14 protein-coding genes are annotated in these 14,876 nt (G+C 66.2%); 8 read left to right on the top strand and 6 right to left on the bottom strand.

The genetic code is table 11. The features are described from left to right. Positions 1-41 precede the first annotated feature (41 nt). Entirely contained in the window at positions 42-356 is a 315-nt protein-coding gene (locus PSEK12I1_RS0123290; protein WP_007161269.1) for a DUF2388 domain-containing protein, read from the top strand. Between the two features lie 79 nt (positions 357-435). Here the strand turns inward: PSEK12I1_RS0123290 and gcvH are convergent, their stop codons facing one another. Next, on the bottom strand, positions 436-819 hold the full coding sequence (gcvH, locus tag PSEK12I1_RS0123285; protein WP_007161270.1) for a glycine cleavage system protein GcvH: 384 nt from the start codon (positions 817-819) through the stop codon (positions 436-438). Between the two features lie 77 nt (positions 820-896). Next, positions 897-1,940 (bottom strand): glycoside hydrolase family 5 protein, encoded by a 1,044-nt coding sequence (locus PSEK12I1_RS0123280; RefSeq protein ID WP_027598243.1) that lies wholly within the window; start codon positions 1,938-1,940, stop codon positions 897-899. Between the two features lie 441 nt (positions 1,941-2,381). Here PSEK12I1_RS0123280 and PSEK12I1_RS0123275 point away from each other — a divergent pair, with 441 nt between their 5' ends. The 4 genes from PSEK12I1_RS0123275 (at position 2,382) to PSEK12I1_RS0123260 (ending at position 6,605) form a co-directional block, all read left to right on the top strand. After that, complete coding sequence (locus tag PSEK12I1_RS0123275; protein WP_155951396.1) at positions 2,382-3,710, top strand: sorbosone dehydrogenase family protein; 1,329 nt, start codon at positions 2,382-2,384, stop codon at positions 3,708-3,710. A gap of 124 nt (positions 3,711-3,834) precedes the next feature. Continuing rightward, positions 3,835-4,509, top strand: a complete 675-nt coding sequence (locus PSEK12I1_RS0123270; RefSeq protein WP_027598241.1) for a response regulator — start codon at positions 3,835-3,837, stop codon at positions 4,507-4,509. After that, positions 4,506-5,882, top strand: coding sequence for a HAMP domain-containing sensor histidine kinase (locus PSEK12I1_RS0123265; RefSeq protein WP_027603078.1), 1,377 nt, complete (start codon positions 4,506-4,508; stop codon positions 5,880-5,882). The genes PSEK12I1_RS0123270 and PSEK12I1_RS0123265 overlap by 4 nt, the downstream gene beginning before the upstream one ends. 108 nt (positions 5,883-5,990) lie before the next feature. Further along, positions 5,991-6,605, top strand: a complete 615-nt coding sequence (locus tag PSEK12I1_RS0123260; protein WP_037007333.1) for a glutathione S-transferase family protein — start codon at positions 5,991-5,993, stop codon at positions 6,603-6,605. 7 nt (positions 6,606-6,612) lie between these two features. Here the strand turns inward: PSEK12I1_RS0123260 and PSEK12I1_RS0123255 are convergent, their stop codons facing one another. Then, entirely contained in the window at positions 6,613-7,869 is a 1,257-nt protein-coding gene (locus tag PSEK12I1_RS0123255; protein ID WP_027603076.1) for an HD-GYP domain-containing protein, read from the bottom strand. A gap of 106 nt (positions 7,870-7,975) precedes the next feature. Here PSEK12I1_RS0123255 and PSEK12I1_RS0123250 point away from each other — a divergent pair, with 106 nt between their 5' ends. Further along, positions 7,976-8,863, top strand: coding sequence for an acyltransferase (locus PSEK12I1_RS0123250; RefSeq protein WP_027598239.1), 888 nt, complete (start codon positions 7,976-7,978; stop codon positions 8,861-8,863). A gap of 71 nt (positions 8,864-8,934) precedes the next feature. Then, entirely contained in the window at positions 8,935-10,368 is a 1,434-nt protein-coding gene (gene mdtD / locus PSEK12I1_RS0123245; protein ID WP_007161278.1) for a multidrug transporter subunit MdtD, read from the top strand. Between the two features lie 87 nt (positions 10,369-10,455). Here mdtD and PSEK12I1_RS0123240 read toward each other — a convergent pair whose 3' ends face one another. Further along, entirely contained in the window at positions 10,456-10,665 is a 210-nt protein-coding gene (locus PSEK12I1_RS0123240) for a cold-shock protein (protein WP_007161279.1), read from the bottom strand. Positions 10,666-11,073: 408 nt separating this feature from the next. Here PSEK12I1_RS0123240 and PSEK12I1_RS0123235 point away from each other — a divergent pair, with 408 nt between their 5' ends. Continuing rightward, on the top strand, positions 11,074-11,766 hold the full coding sequence (locus tag PSEK12I1_RS0123235; protein WP_027603075.1) for an HAD family phosphatase: 693 nt from the start codon (positions 11,074-11,076) through the stop codon (positions 11,764-11,766). A gap of 43 nt (positions 11,767-11,809) precedes the next feature. Here PSEK12I1_RS0123235 and PSEK12I1_RS0123230 read toward each other — a convergent pair whose 3' ends face one another. Together PSEK12I1_RS0123230 and PSEK12I1_RS0123225 are read right to left on the bottom strand one after the other, a co-directional pair. Then, a complete protein-coding gene (locus tag PSEK12I1_RS0123230) occupies positions 11,810-13,024 on the bottom strand; it encodes an NAD(P)-dependent oxidoreductase (RefSeq protein ID WP_169886925.1) in 1,215 nt (404 codons plus the stop codon). 286 nt (positions 13,025-13,310) lie between these two features. After that, positions 13,311-14,804, bottom strand: coding sequence for a lipid II flippase MurJ (locus PSEK12I1_RS0123225; RefSeq protein WP_027603073.1), 1,494 nt, complete (start codon positions 14,802-14,804; stop codon positions 13,311-13,313). Between the last annotated feature and the right edge of the window lie 72 nt (positions 14,805-14,876).

The raw sequence follows: 14,876 nt of genomic DNA, 5'->3' as shown, positions 1-14,876 counted from the left end.
CTGAGCTCTCTATAGGAAACCTCAAGAAGGAGATCTCATCCATGCGCCTGAAGAAGCTTGCTCTGGTTTCCCTGATCGGCCTGCCGCTGCTGGCCGCGACCACCGCCGCCAATGCGGATGCCCGGTTCTGGCGGCATGCCGCGACCCTCGGGGCGACCTCGGGCTCGTTCTATACCACCAGCCGTGACGACCACAAGATCGTCGCCGCCACCCAGGACGACGCCAGCTCCTACCTGGCCAGCAACGGCCAGATCCGTGGCCCCTACCTGGAGGCCGCGTTGCGCGACATGCGCGCCGCCGAGCCGGGCCTCAAGGCCAGCGACAGCGATCTCGCCATGCGTATCCTGACCCAGTAAGGGCCAGGCAAAAAAGAACCCCGCCGGCCACGCCGCGCGGGGTTCTTTTTTGCTCGGGGTCCGGGCGGCGGATGGCGCCTCAGCTCTCGCTGGCGGCGCGATAGCCGTCGGCATCGAGCAGCTTGTCCAGCTCGGCCGCATCCTGCGGCTTGAGCTTGAAGAACCAGGCGCCATAGGGCTCGCCATTGACCTGCTCGGGGGCGTCGGCCAGGGCCTCGTTGACAGCGATCACCTCGCCGCCCACCGGGGCATAAATGTCCGAGGCCGCCTTCACCGATTCCACCACCCCGGCCTGGTCACCGGCGGCGAGGGTCTTGCCGACTTCCGGCAGTTCGATGAAGACCACATCGCCCAGGGCTTCCTGGGCATGGTCGGAAATGCCGACGGTCACGCTACCGTCGGCTTCCAGACGGGCCCATTCGTGGCTGGCGGCATAACGCAGGTCGGCGGGAATCTGGCTCATGAGAGGTCCTCGGGGCTGGCACGGTTAAAAGGCAAGGGTAGCCTGCCGACCCCGGGGACCGCCATCGCTGGCCGGGCTTATTTGGGACCGATGCTCGCGCAGCTGCTGCTGTCGACGTACTTCTTCAGGGTCGCCCACTGGGGTCGATCCACGCCGTTGATGGGTTCTACCGCCAGGTTGTAGTTGCCCCAGCCGGGACCGGCGGCCCAGTAGCTGGCCGGAATGCAGTGCTGCTTGAGATAGGCCAGCATGTTGTCCATGGCCACCAGCCAGCGCGGATCGTCGTCCGGCACGCCGAATTCGCCGATGTAGCCCTGCTTGCCGTTCTTCTTCAGCCAGTCGACGAAGGGCTTGACGCGATTCACCCCGACCATGGGGTCGAAGCCGCTCATGTCCTTGCTGGCGTACTGGCCGCCACCGTCATTGTCGAAATAGACGTGGGCGGAAAAGATCAGCTTGTTGGCCGGGTCCTTGAGCGCCAGCAGCGGATCGTTCCACTGCGGCCAGCGCGCGGCGCTGGACCAGCCGTTGCCCTCGACGATGATGGGGTGGACGCTGTCCACGGTACGGATGCCGTTGATGCCGTGCTGGGCGGCGGTCGGCCAGAAGGCCACGGCGTCGTGGGGCTCGTTCATGATGTCGTAACCGAAGAGCGCCGGGTGCTTGCCGAAGCGGAAGGCCAGGCGATAGGTCACGTCCCAGTAGTTGAAGTAGGTGACCTTGCCCGCGCCGATCACCTCGCCGCGATAGCGCGCATAGTTGTGCAGGTCGAGGATCACCTTGACGCCATACTTCTGGGCGTAATTCAGCGTCTGGGTGACCAGGGCGCCATAGTCCGGATCCAGCATCGAATTCAGGTTGGGCTGGATGCGCTCCCAGATGATCGGAAAGCGCACCAGCTTGATGCCCTTGGCGCTCCAGTCCTTGAAGTGCTGTTCGCTGGGAAAGATGTAGTTGCGGTTGTTGAGGCCGGGTAGCACCTGGCTGGCGAAGCCGGCACCGGAGAAGTTGAGACCGACCAGGTCGACCGCCTGGGCCGAACCCAGGAGTGCGCTGCTCAGGGCCAGGGTACCGGCCAGCCGCAGGGAAAACTGGCGCAAGCGCCGGGTAAGGGATTGCATGACTGCACCTGTGAAAAGAAAGACTCCCCGCCCCCGCAAGCTAGCGGGTCCTGGCGTAGGCGAGTTCAGGCGGCCGCGTCCGCTTGCGGCGCCACTGGGTGCGACTTCGTCGTCATTGTTGGGGCAGCTATCGGCGTCAGCTGCGCTAGCTTTAGTGAATTTTTTCGTTCAAAAACAGATGGTTACGCTTTGATTTACGTCAGATAGCCGGCGCTTTTCCGCAGACCTCGGCGCAGTCTCGCTAACACCTTGAATCGGCAGGACTTTCCATATCCGCGAAAGAACGAGTGCAGCGCCCGAGCACTCAAAAAGACCGACTTGGCAAAAAGAGTCATTTTCAAAACCGGACTGCACAGATGCCCAGAATGGCCATGGGGCCGGCCCCGGAACGTTCGCCGGCAGCCGGGCTCTATCCTGCGAGCCCCTCGCGAGAGCCCTGCCATGCCCCTGAGCACGCCCCATCCCTTGCGTACCCTGGCCCTGACCCTGGCCGCCGTGACCCTGCTCGGCTGCGGCGAGACCGCGCGCCTGCAACGCGAAGCCGGCTATGGGCCGACGCCGACCCTGCCGGAACCCCACAAGACACTGCTGCCGACCATCAACGTGGCCCCGGCGGTCGGCTGGCCCGAAGGCGGCAAGCCCACTGCCGCGCCCGGCACCCAGGTCCAGGCCTTCGCCCGTGGCCTGGACCATCCGCGCTGGCTCTATGTGCTGCCCAATGGCGATGTGCTGGTGGCGGAAAGCAATGCGCCCAAGCGCGAGGGCTTTCCCGGGATCAAGAACTGGATCGCGGGTCTGTTCATGAAGAAGGCCGGCGCCGGGGTGCCCAGCGCCGACCGCATCACCCTGTTGCGCGATGCCGACGGCGATGGCGTCGCCGAGACCCGCACCGTCTTCGCCGAACAGCTGCATTCGCCGTTCGGCATGGTGCTGGTGGGCGAGGACTTCTATGTCGCCAATGCTGATGCCCTGGTGCGCTTCTCCTATCGCCCCGGTGCGACTCGCCTGGAAGGCCAGCCGGTGACGGTCACCGAGCTACCGGCGGGCATCAATCACCACTGGACCAAGAACGTCATCGCCAGTCGCGACGGTAAGAAGCTCTATCTCACCGTGGGCTCCAACAGCAACGTCGGCGAAAACGGCCTGGATATCGAGGAAGGCCGCGCCGCCATCTGGGAGCTGGATCGCGCCAGCGGCCAGAAACGCCTGTTCGCCACCGGTCTGCGCAACCCCAATGGACTGGACTGGGAGCCCAGCACCGGCAAACTGTGGACGGTGGTCAACGAACGCGACGAGATCGGCAGCGACCTGGTGCCGGACTATGCCACCTCGGTGCAGGACGGCGGCTTCTATGGCTGGCCCTACAGCTACTGGGGCAAGACCGTGGACAGCCGGGTACAGCCGCCCCGCCCGGATCTGGTGGCCAAGGCGCTGACCCCGGACTACGCCCTGGGTACCCACACCGCCTCCCTGGGCCTGGCCTTCGCGAGCGCCGACAGCGAGTTGCCGACGGCGTTTCGCCAGGGCATGTTCGTCGGCCAGCACGGCTCCTGGAATCGCGATCCCAAGAGCGGCTACAAGGTCGTCTTCGTGCCCTTCCAGAACGGCAAGCCCAGCGGCCCGCCGCGCGACCTGCTGACCGGTTTCCTCAATGGCAAGGAAGAGGCCCAGGGACGTCCGGTCGGGGTGGTCAACGATGGCCACGGCGGCCTGCTGGTGGCCGACGATGTCGGCAATACGATCTGGCGGGTCAGCGCCCAGCGTCCCTGAGCCGTGTTAATCCGGCCTTAAGCGCCCTGGCCTAGGCTGGAGGCTGACCATCCTGGAGATGGTCACCGCTCTTGCCGAGGCCGGCCCGGAGCGGTAAAACCGCTCAACCGCCTGGGAAAATCCGATGAGAATACTGCTGGCCGAAGACGACATGCTGCTGGGCGACGGCATCCGCGCCGGCCTGGCCCTGGAAGGCGATACCGTCGACTGGGTGACCGATGGCCAGGCCGCCCAGGCTGCGCTGGAAACCGATCCCTTCGATCTGGTGGTGCTCGACATCGGCCTGCCCCGCCGCTCGGGACTCGAGGTCCTGGCCGCGCTGCGCAAGCGCGGCGACGCCACCCCGGTGCTGATCCTCACCGCCCGCGACAAGGTCACCGACCGGGTCACCGGCCTGGACACCGGCGCCGACGACTACCTGACCAAACCCTTCGACCTGGACGAACTGCTCGCCCGGGTCCGCGCCCTCACCCGCCGCAGCGCCGGCCGGGCGCTGCCGCAACTGGAGCACAACGAGCTGCGGGTCGATCCGGCCACCCACCGGGTGACCCTGGCCGGCCAGCCGGTGGAGCTGGCACCGCGGGAATACGCCCTGCTGCGCCTGCTGCTGGAAAACATGGGCAAGGTGCTCTCGCGCAATCGCCTGGAGCAGGCGCTCTATGGCTGGGACGGTGACGTCGAGAGCAACGCCATCGAGGTCCATATCCATCACCTCAGACGCAAGCTCGGCACCAGCCTGATCCGCACCGTGCGCGGCATCGGCTACGGTATCGACCAGCCCGAGCGGCCGGCTCCATGACCGACGGCCCGGCCGTCTCGCTGCGCCGGCGGCTGCTGACGCTGCTGCTGTGCGGCATCTTCGCCTGCTGGCTGATCGCCGCCCTGGTGACCTACCAGCTGGTCCTGCGCCAGGTGAATCGCCTGGCCGACGAGGACATGCTCGACTTCGGCTCGGCCGCCCTGCACCTGGCCACCCTGGGCGAGGGCGGTGACCGCAGTCTGCCGCCCGCGGCCCGGGCCCTGGAGCGCAGCCGCACGGCCATCGCCGACCTGCCGCTGTTCAAGCGGCGCAACGCCCTGGGCTATCTGCTGCAGGCCGGCGACCAGCGCCTCGGCACCCCGGCGCCGCCGGCCGGCCTGGCCGACCAGCCGCCCGGCTTCAGCAGCCTGCTGGCCGAGGGGCAGCACTGGCGCGTGTTGCGGCTGAGCAGCGGCGAGGGGCGCATCTGGATCTACGAAAACCTGGCCGATCGCCGCGGCGCCACCAACCTGCTGCTGCTCGGCTCGCTGTTTCCCCTGGCCCTGGCCCTGCCGGTGCTGGCCGCCCTCATCTGGTTCGGCGTCACCCGCGGTCTGGAGCCCCTGCGCCAGCTGGCCGCGCAGATCAAGCAGCGCTCCGCCCAGCGCCTGGAGCCGTTACCGCTGAGCCGGGTGCCGCTGGAAGCCGCGGTCTTGGTGGAGGAGATCAACGCCCTGCTGGAACGCCTGGACGGGGCCCTGGAGGCGGAGCGCCGGCTGACCAGCGACGCCGCCCACGAGATCCGCACCCCCCTCGCCAGTCTGCTGACCCACACCCAGGTCGCCCTGAGGTCCAGCGATCCCCAGGCCCATGCCCGTGGCCTGGTGCAGGTGCGTCGCAGCGCCGAACGCATCAGCCAGCTGATGGAGCAGATCCTGCTCCTGGCGCGGCTGGACAGCGGCGCCCTGCAGGAGCAGTTCGTCCCCGTCCATCTCGGCCGGCTGGCGGCGGACACCCTGTCGGAACTCGCGCCCCTGGCCATCGAGAAGAACATCGACCTGGTGCTGGAGGATCAGGAGGTCAGGCTGTCGGGTATTCCCACCTGGCTGGGCGTGCTGCTCACCAACCTGGTCGGCAACGCCATCCGCTATACCCCCAGCGGCGGCCAGGTGCTGGTCCGGGTCGTCGAGGAGGTGCCCGGCCAGGTACGTATCGACGTCTGCGACAGCGGCCCCGGGGTCAGTCCGGAAGAACGGGCGGTGATCTTCACTCGTTTCTACCGCAGCGAGAGCGCTGGCCAGAACGTCGGCAGCGGCCTGGGGCTGCCCATCGTCAAGCGCATCGTCGAAATCCATGGCGGCAGCCTGCACCTGGGCGAAGGCCTGCAGGGACGCGGGCTGGGGGTATACGTCGAGCTACCCGGCCTGGCCTGATCCGGCCACCTACGACCAAGGCCATCTTTTACCCGGGACGGCCTAGGGCTTACAGTGCAGGGATTCGCCACAAGCGAATGCAGTCCTGCCTTCTGGAGAGCCCGGCCCATGTCCATGATCCTGTACCACACTCCCGCCTCGCCCTTCGGTCGCAAAGTCGTGGTGATGCTCCACGAGACGGACCTGATCGAGCAGGTGGAGGTGGAAATCGTCCAGCAGACGCCGCTCAACCCCAATCGCGACGTCCTCGATACCAACCCCGCCGGCAAGATTCCCGCCCTGCGCCTGGCCGATGGCACTTGCCTGCACGACAGCCGCGTCATCCTCGACTACCTGGATACCCTGCACGCGCGCACCCCGCTGATCCCGCGGCAGGGCCCGGAGCGCTGGCGGCGCCTGACCCTGGCCTCGCTGTGCGACGCCATGATGGAAGCCGCGGTGCAGATCCGCTACGAGAGCTTCATGCGCCCACCGGGCATGCAGTGGAAGCTCTGGCTGGACAACCAGCAGGAAAAGATCGCCCGGGCGCTGGACTACTTCGAGCGCGAGGCCATCGCCGAACTGGAGGGCGAATTCGACGTGGCCAGCCTGGGCATGGCCTGCCTGCTCGGCTATCTGGACTTCCGCATCCCCACCTGGGCCTGGCGCAGCGACTGTCCGCGCATCGCCGCCTGGTACGCCCGTACCGGCGAGCGGCCCTCGCTGCAGGCGACCCGCCCCTGAGCCGGCGCTAGGCCTGCTGCCAGAGCCGCTCCAGATTGCGAAAGCCCCACTCCTGCGGATCTTCCCGCCGCACGATGCGTTCGTCGGCGGGCGGCCGGGCGAGATCCAGCAACCGCTGCGGCAGCGGCGTGCGCGAACGCGCGGAAAAGAATACCCGCACCCGCGGGGTCAGCAGGCTGTCCGGGTGCTGCTCGACCACCACCGCCAGCTGCTCGTTGCTCAGCCGCACCAGGGAGCCGATCGGATAGATGCCCAGCGTCTTGACGAAGGCCTGGAACACCCGGGGATCGAAGTGCCCCTTCCACTCCGCCATGCGCCGGATCGCCTCGGCCGGACTCCAGGCGGTCTTGTAGGGCCGGGTCGAGGAGACGGCGTCATAGACGTCGCAGACCGCGGCGATGCGCGACAGCAGACTGATCTGGTTGCCGGCCAACCCATGGGGATAGCCGCTGCCATCGAATTTCTCGTGATGGTGCAGGCAGACGTCGATGACCTCCGCGGATGCGCCCCACTGCCGCAGCAGGGCGACGCCTTCCTCGGGATGCAGCCGCATCACGGCGAATTCGGCCTCGGTCAGCCTGCCCGGCTTGTTGAGCACCTCGACGGGGGTGCGCATCTTGCCCACGTCGTGCAGCAGACCGGCCTGACCGGCCAGCAGCACCTGCTCAGCCGGCAGGTCCATCTGCCGCGCCACCGCCGTCATCAGGGCGCAGACCGACACCGAATGGATGTAGGTATACTCGTCGACCGTGCGCAGCCGCGTCAGGCTGATCAGTGCCGTGGGGTGCCGCAACACCGACGCCGAGATCTGCTCGACCACGGTCGCCACTTCGCTCAGCTCGATGGCCTGGCCCAGGCGCACGTCCTGGAACAGCCGCGCCACCTCCTGCTTGGCGTGGGCGCTGACCGCCGACGCCTGCGCCATTTCCTGCGGACAACTGATGGCGGCGACCGGTGCGGTGCCCGTCTCCGGGGTCGGAGCGGCAGCGGGGAGCGCTTCGGGGGCAGCGACCGACGCGGCAACGGGCTCAGGGACCGCCACCGGTTCCAGGGCGGGCGAGCATTCGCTCGGGGACCGGCAATCCAGGCCCTTGGCGATATCGATCCACACCGCGGTCACCGCGCTGTCCTGGATCTTCTGCAGGTCGCGTGGCTCCTGCAGCAGGAAGCGCGCCTTCCAGAACGGATGGTCGATCCAGCTGCCTTCGAATTTGTGGATGTACATGCCGAGGCAGACCTCGGCACTGGTAACCTTTTTGAGCATGGCGTTCACTTCGCAGCGGATCGGCAGCAGCCATCCAGAGGCGGATGATCGCAAAATGCTATGTCACGCCAAAGACTATCGCCCCAAGTTCTAGACGAGAGAATCCATGCACCTCCTGACCGGTATCACCGTCTCTGCGCTGCTCCTGTTGAACACCCTGGTCATGATCGGTCCGCTACTGGTATTCGCCCTGATCAAGCTGCTGCCCCTTGTCGCGCTGCGCGACCTCTGCTCCCGGGTGGTCACCGCCATCGCCGAGACCTGGGCCGAGATCAACAAGGCCATCTTCGCCCGCCTCACCCCCACCGTCTGGGACATCCGCGGCACCGAGGCGCTCAGCCGTGACCGCTCCTACCTGGTCATCTGCAATCACCAGTCCTGGGTCGATATCCCCGCGCTCATCGAGACCTTCAACGGCAAGGTGCCCTATTTCAAGTTCTTCCTGAAGAAGGAGCTCATCTGGGTACCCTTCCTGGGGCTCGCCTGGTGGGCGCTGGACTACCCCTTCATGAAGAGATACACCCGCGCCCAGCTGGCCCGCCGCCCGGAACTCAAGGGCGCGGACCTGGCCATCACCCGCCGCGCCTGCGAGAAATTCCGCCGCCAGCCGGTGACCATCGTCAACTACCTGGAAGGCACCCGCTTCACCGCCGCCAAGCATGCGGAGCAGCAGTCGCCCTATCGCCACCTGCTCAAGCCCAAGGCCGGCGGCATGGCCTTCGTCCTCGCCGCCATGGGCGAGCAGCTGGACACCCTGCTGGACGTCACCCTGGTCTATCCCGACGGTCGCGTGCCCGGCTTCTGGGACCTGCTCTGCGGACGAGTCAAACGCGTTATCATCGATATTCGCGCGCGACCTCTGGATCCGGCGCGCTGGGCGGGTGACTACAGCGAAGATGCGGAATTTCGCGCAGGCTTCCAGCAGTGGGTCAGCACGCTCTGGGCAGAGAAGGACCAGCGGATCGAGGCGCTGCTAGATTCCCGCTCGCGCTGAAGGAGCGGGGCACCCTGCCGCCGCCAGACAGTCAGAGAGCGGGTAGTCGGCTGTCTCGACAAGGACCTCCCATGCCCTCCCCGACCCTGGATACCACCACGGCCCGCTGGCTTCCCTGGCTGATCGCCGTGGCCTTCTTCATGCAGTCGCTGGACGCGACCATCGTCAACACCGCCCTGCCGCGCATGGCCGCCGACCTCGGCGAGAATCCGCTGCGCATGCAGGGGGTGGTGATCGCCTACCTGCTCACTGTCGCGCTGCTGATTCCCGCCTCGGGCTGGATTTCCGATCGCTTCGGCAGTCGCCGCGTCTTCTTCACCGCCATCGCCCTCTTCACCTTTGGCTCGCTGCTCTGCGCCCTGGCGCCCAGCCTCAACCTGCTGATCGCCGCCCGGGTCATCCAGGGCCTCGGCGGTTCGCTGATGCTGCCGGTGGGGCGCCTGGTGATCCTGCGCGTCTATCCGCGCAGCGAGCTGGTCCGCATCCTCAGCTTCATCACCATTCCCGGCCTGATCGGCCCTCTGGCCGGCCCGGCCCTGGGTGGCTGGTTGGTGGAAGCCGTGTCCTGGCACTGGATCTTCCTGATCAACCTGCCAGTGGGCATCCTCGGCTGCCTGGCCACCCGCCGCCTGCTGCCGGATCTGCGCAGCCCCCTGCCGCAACGCTTCGACGGCCTGGGCTTCCTGCTCTTCGGCACTTCCATGATCCTCATCAGCATCGCCCTGGAAGGCCTCGGCGAATTGCACCTGCCCCATGTGCGGGTGGTGCTGTTGCTGATGGCCGGCATGGCATGCATGGTGGCCTACTGGCTGCGCGCCCTGCACCACGACCAGCCACTGTTCTCCGCCGAGCTGTTTCGCATCCGCAGCTTCGCGGTGGGCATCTTCGGCAATCTCTTCGCCCGCCTCGGCAGCGGCGCCCTGCCCTTTCTCATCCCGCTGCTGTTCCAGGTGGGCCTCGGCTACTCGCCGACCCAGGCCGGCCTGCTGATGATGCCCCTGGCGCTGTCGGCGATGCTGGCCAAGCCCATCGCCGGTCCGCTGATCGGGCGCCTCGGCTATCGCCGCCTGCTGGTGGGCAACACCCTGCTGCTGGGTTGCCTGATCGCCAGCCTCGCCCTGATCGGTCCCTCGACGCCCTTCGTCTGGCTGCTCATCCACCTCGGCATCCTCGGCGCGGTGAATTCCATGCAGTTCACCGCCATGAACACCATTACCCTCATCGACCTGCACGACCAGCAGGCGGCCAGCGGCAACAGCCTGCTGTCGGTGGTGATGCAACTGGCCATGAGCTTTGGCGTGGCCTGTGCGGCCGCCTTGCTGGGCGGTTTCCAGGACGACTATGGCGATACCGAGGTGCTGTCCGCCTTTCGCGCGACCTTTCTCTGCGTCGGCGCGCTCTCGATGCTGGCGGCGGCGATCTTCCTGCAGGCCTCGCGGGAGACCGGGCGCCGGGTCAAGCCGCTGGCGGCCGAACCGGAAAAGAGCGCGCAGAACGTCGAGTGAAGCGGGCTATAGCACCGCTCGACACGCCATAAACGAAAAACCCCGGCCTGGCCGGGGTTTTTCGTGAGCTTCGGGCGACGTCAGGTGTCAGATGACCTGTACGTGCTCTGCCTGCATGCCCTTCTGGCCTTGCACGACTTCGAAGCTGACCTTCTGGCCTTCAGCCAGGGTCTTGAAACCTTTGCCTTCGATTGCGCGGAAGTGAACGAACACGTCCGGACCGCTCTCGGGAGTAATGAAGCCGTAGCCTTTGGTTTCGTTGAACCATTTGACGGTGCCGTTCTGACGATTCGACATGACGGGTGTTGCTCCTTGGAATAACGGGTTTGTTATGACAGGTGCTGGCGCGGCAGCGCGTTGCATAGACCAGGCACCCGGTACTGAGTTGCAAGGAGTAACAAGAATCGAGCAGCAAGGGGTGGACGGAAAGCCTACCGCCTCAGGTCACGATCGACGGCGACCCAAGCAAACACAGTTCTCGAACTCTACGCCATATTTTTCTGGAAAGCGATTACCCTCCGGAGACCGAAATCGTTTTTGACAAGAGGTAATTTGTCGCGCCATGCAAGGTACTGTGGAGCCGGTTTTCGACCACTCGGACAGCGGCGCAAACCCTCGCCAGTCCTGCTTCCGCGCTTCTTTCCCGCCGTTTCGAATGGCCCGGGCCCACGGCCCGACCATGAAATCCCCCTGCAAGGAATACCGATGAACGTCACCCCTGTGGAACTGCTGATCAGCGATTGCGATGGCGTGCTGGTCGACAGCGAAATCCTCGCCGAACGCGTCGTCCTCGACGGCCTGGCCGCCCATGCACCGCGCGCCGAACTCGAAGCCCTGCTGCACGGGACCTTTGGCCTGACCACCCGGGACATCTTCGCCCTGGTCGAGCAGCGCTTCGGCATCACCCTGCCGCCCGCGCTGTTCAGCGACCTGCGCACCCAGGCGGAAACGCTGATCTCCACCAGCGTGGAAGCCATTCCCGGGGTGAAGCGTGCCCTGGAGAGCATCGACCTGCCACTGGCGGTCGCCTCCAACAGCCTCAGGCACAGCGTCGAATCCTCGGTCCGCCGGGCCGATCTGGTCGAGCGGGTGGCGGGCCATATCTTCAGTGCCGATATGGTGGCCCAGCCCAAGCCGGCACCCGATGTCTACCTCCTGGCCGCCAGGACGATGGGCGTCGCGCCGGAGCGCTGCCTGGTGATCGAGGACAGCGCCACCGGCGTGCGCGCGGCGCTGGCGGCCGGCATGCGCGTCATCGGCTTTACCGGCGCCAGCCACATTCCGCCCAGCCATGGCGAGACCCTGAGCGCGCTGGGCGTGACCGCGCTGATCGCGCACATGGACGAACTCCCCGCGACCGTCGCCCGCCTCCGCGCCGCCGCCAGCAGCGGGCAATAGAAAAGGGGCCCTCAGGGCCCCTTCGCGTTCCGCCTCGGCGAAATCAGGACAGGACCGCACCCACCGCCTTGGGCAGCGCGACCGGTGCCAGGTCGGCGCTGGCGTTCCAGGCCGACTCGCTCAGCTGGGTTTCCAGCAGCTGGCGATGGATCGCCTCGCGATGCTGTTGCAGGACGATGTCCAGGGCGCGGCTGGGGGTCAGTTCGACGTCGTCGAAGGTGACGATCTGACCCGGCTCCAGGGCGCGCTTGAGCACGCTGTGCTTGAGCAGGCCGATCGGCAGGTGATCCGGGCACTCAGCGATCTTGACCGCTTCGCCGCGCACGCTGTAGCCACCGATGCCGCGCTCGATGACGTCGCCGGCCGCCATGGGCTTCTTCATGATGGCGGCCACGCTCAGGGTCGGTGTGGTGGAGTTGTTGAGCAGGATCTTGCCGCCGGCGATGACGCGTCTCAGGGTCTTGCCGACCTCCAGGGAGCACAGGTGGAAGGGGCGCACCAGCACGTAGTACGGGCCCTTGCCCAGCTTGAAGTACTCGATGGCACCGGCCTGGTCTTCGTCATGGCGACCGACCACGAAGACGCCACCGGCGGAGTAGCCGCTGGGGATCACGTAGTCGACGATGGGCTGGCCCAGTTGCTCGGCCATCTGCGCGAGGATGTTGGCGCTGTCCTGCAGGTTGGTCGAATTCAGGCCTTCCAGCCCCTGGCGGGTGATGGTGGCGCCATAGTTGTTGCCCACCACCACCTGCTCGATCTGCACCTTGGTGCCGTCGGTGAAGGAGGTGGTCTGGTCGACGCTGGTGCCCTGGCGCGCGGACCAGTAGGCCATGTCTTCCGGCGTCGGGTTGTGGTTCAGATAGCCCTTCATGTTGCCGTAGACCAGCGGCTTGAAGCCCATCTGCACGGCCTCTTCGTGCAGCGCCGCCAGCGAACCCGGCTGATCGCCCTCGGCCTCGGTCAGGAAACCCTTGCCGGCCAGGTAGGAACCGGTCGTCACCTGCAGTTCGGCATTGATGGTGACCACCTTGATGCCGGCTTCGAAGGCGCGCTCGATGATCTCGGTGCCGTGGTAGGGGTCGCCGCTGCACTCCACCAGCAGGTCGCAATGATCGATGAGATCCGCCACCGACTGGGTGAGCGCCTCGGTCAGCGGATAGTCGGTGACCGTGGCGATGGGCCGGCGGGTCAGGACGCGGGTCACGGTCATGTCGTCATAGTGACGGCTGATGAGCCGAGCCAGGCAGCGCGAGATCATGCCGGTACCGACGATGCCGATACGGGTGACAGGGGATTGGGAGGACATAGGATCGATTCCTTTCAAAGAGAATGTCGGTAGCGAGCAAAGCCACCATGCGAAGTGCCGACCCCAACTACATGTCCGATCTCTTGCAAATGGAAAAAAGCTTCCATCAGAAATTCTTTGACTGGGATCAATCTTTCCGTGCGACTCGAAGCCAAATCAAAAATTCATGACTTCGTAACAGATAGCGACCAATGGCTGCAGATCGCCACCTTTTTCCTTGCCGTCCAGCGACGGCCGTTCAACTCGTCGGTTCAGCGCGCCCCGTGCCCGAGTCACCGCGCGCCCAATAGCCGCGGCGGAACAGGTCACGTTCGCCCAGGACCAGCAACAGCACCAGGAAGCCCAGCATGGCCACGCTGACGCTGACGATCAGCTCCAGCAGGCCGACCGGCTTGGGCAACAGGAAACTCAGCAGGGCCACTGCGCTGCCCGCGCTGAACCAGCGCAGCAGCAGCGACAGGTGCAGGCCGGCCAGGGAGTGGCGATAGAGCGCCAGCGCCATGAATACCGCCTGCAGGAAGGCTCCGGTGGTAAAGGAATAGGCCAGTCCCTGGGCACCGAATGGCCGATAGACAACAGCGTCCAGGGCCACGGTGATGAAGGAGCTGGCCAGGGTGGCGTAGAGGAAGGTGCGGGCGCGCTGCTGCGACAGCAGGGCACGCCCCCACAGCAGGGCCAGCCCCATCCAGGGCAGACCCAGGGCATAGGCCACCACCAGGGTGGCGGTCGCCGCGCTCTGCTCGGCGCCAAAAGCCCCGCGCTCCAGCAGCACCTTGACCACCGGCTCGGAGTAGCTGAACAGCACCACGGCCGCCGGCACCAGGAACAGCAGGGTCCCGAGCAGCGCCTTGCGCATCAGCGCGCTGTATTTGTCGGCATTGCCCTCGTTCCAGCTGCGGGTCAGCTCGGGAAAGATCATCGCCAGGATGGACAGCGCATAGAGCGTCAGCGGAATGGTCACGATGCGGTAGGAGAAGGACAGCATGGTGATGTTGCCCTCCGCCAGCAGCGAGGCGAAGAAACGCTCCGCCAGCATGCAACCCTGCTGGGCGCCGGCGGCGAGCAGCACGGGAGCGAAGGTCACGGCGAAGGGACTGCCTTCGGGCTTCTCGAAGGCCACCGAGCGCTCGCCGAGATAGCCCAGGCGGCGGTGCTGGATGACGATCAGCAGCACCTGGGGCAGCAGCATGCCGGTGAACAGCGCGATACCGCTCGGCTGCAGGATGACGATGGCCAGGATGGCGCCCAGATTGAGCATCAGGGTGCGGGTCATCGGCAGAATGAAGATGCGATCGAGGTTGAGCAGCGCGCCCTGGCAATAGAGGACGGCCTGCACGCAGATCAGCAGGGTACCGACGGCGAAGACCAGCTTGCCGGTCTCGACCTGCTCGTCGCTCCAGCCCGGCGCCAGGGCATGCATCAGCCAGGGACTGGCGAGGACGCCGATCACCGACAACAGCAGGCCGAACAGGCCGATGCGCCAGTACAGCCAGCGACCGACCTGCTCGTACTGGGCGTTGCAGCGGTCGCGGATGCGTTGCAGATAGGGAATCATGGCATCGCGCAGGGCGAGGCCGAAGAAGCTCTCGAAGAACACCGGCAGGATGAGCGCGACAAAGATCAGGTCGGCTTCCCAGCTCACGCCGAATTGGCGGGCGATCAGCAGGTCGCGCAGGAACCCCAGCAGAAAGCTGGCGACCGTGATGGCCAGGATGATGAGGGTCGAACTCACGCCCGCACCTCGATCGACCCAGACGGGCCAAGCGCGGCAATAAGCGGACGGATAAAGATGGCAGGCATTGGC

This window comes from Pseudomonas sp. MOIL14HWK12:I1, assembly GCF_000510705.1.
GTDB lineage: Bacteria > Pseudomonadota > Gammaproteobacteria > Pseudomonadales > Pseudomonadaceae > Chryseomonas > Chryseomonas oryzihabitans.
The sequence above is the reverse complement of the archived record's forward strand: the minus strand, read 5'-3'. Positions and strand labels throughout refer to the sequence as shown.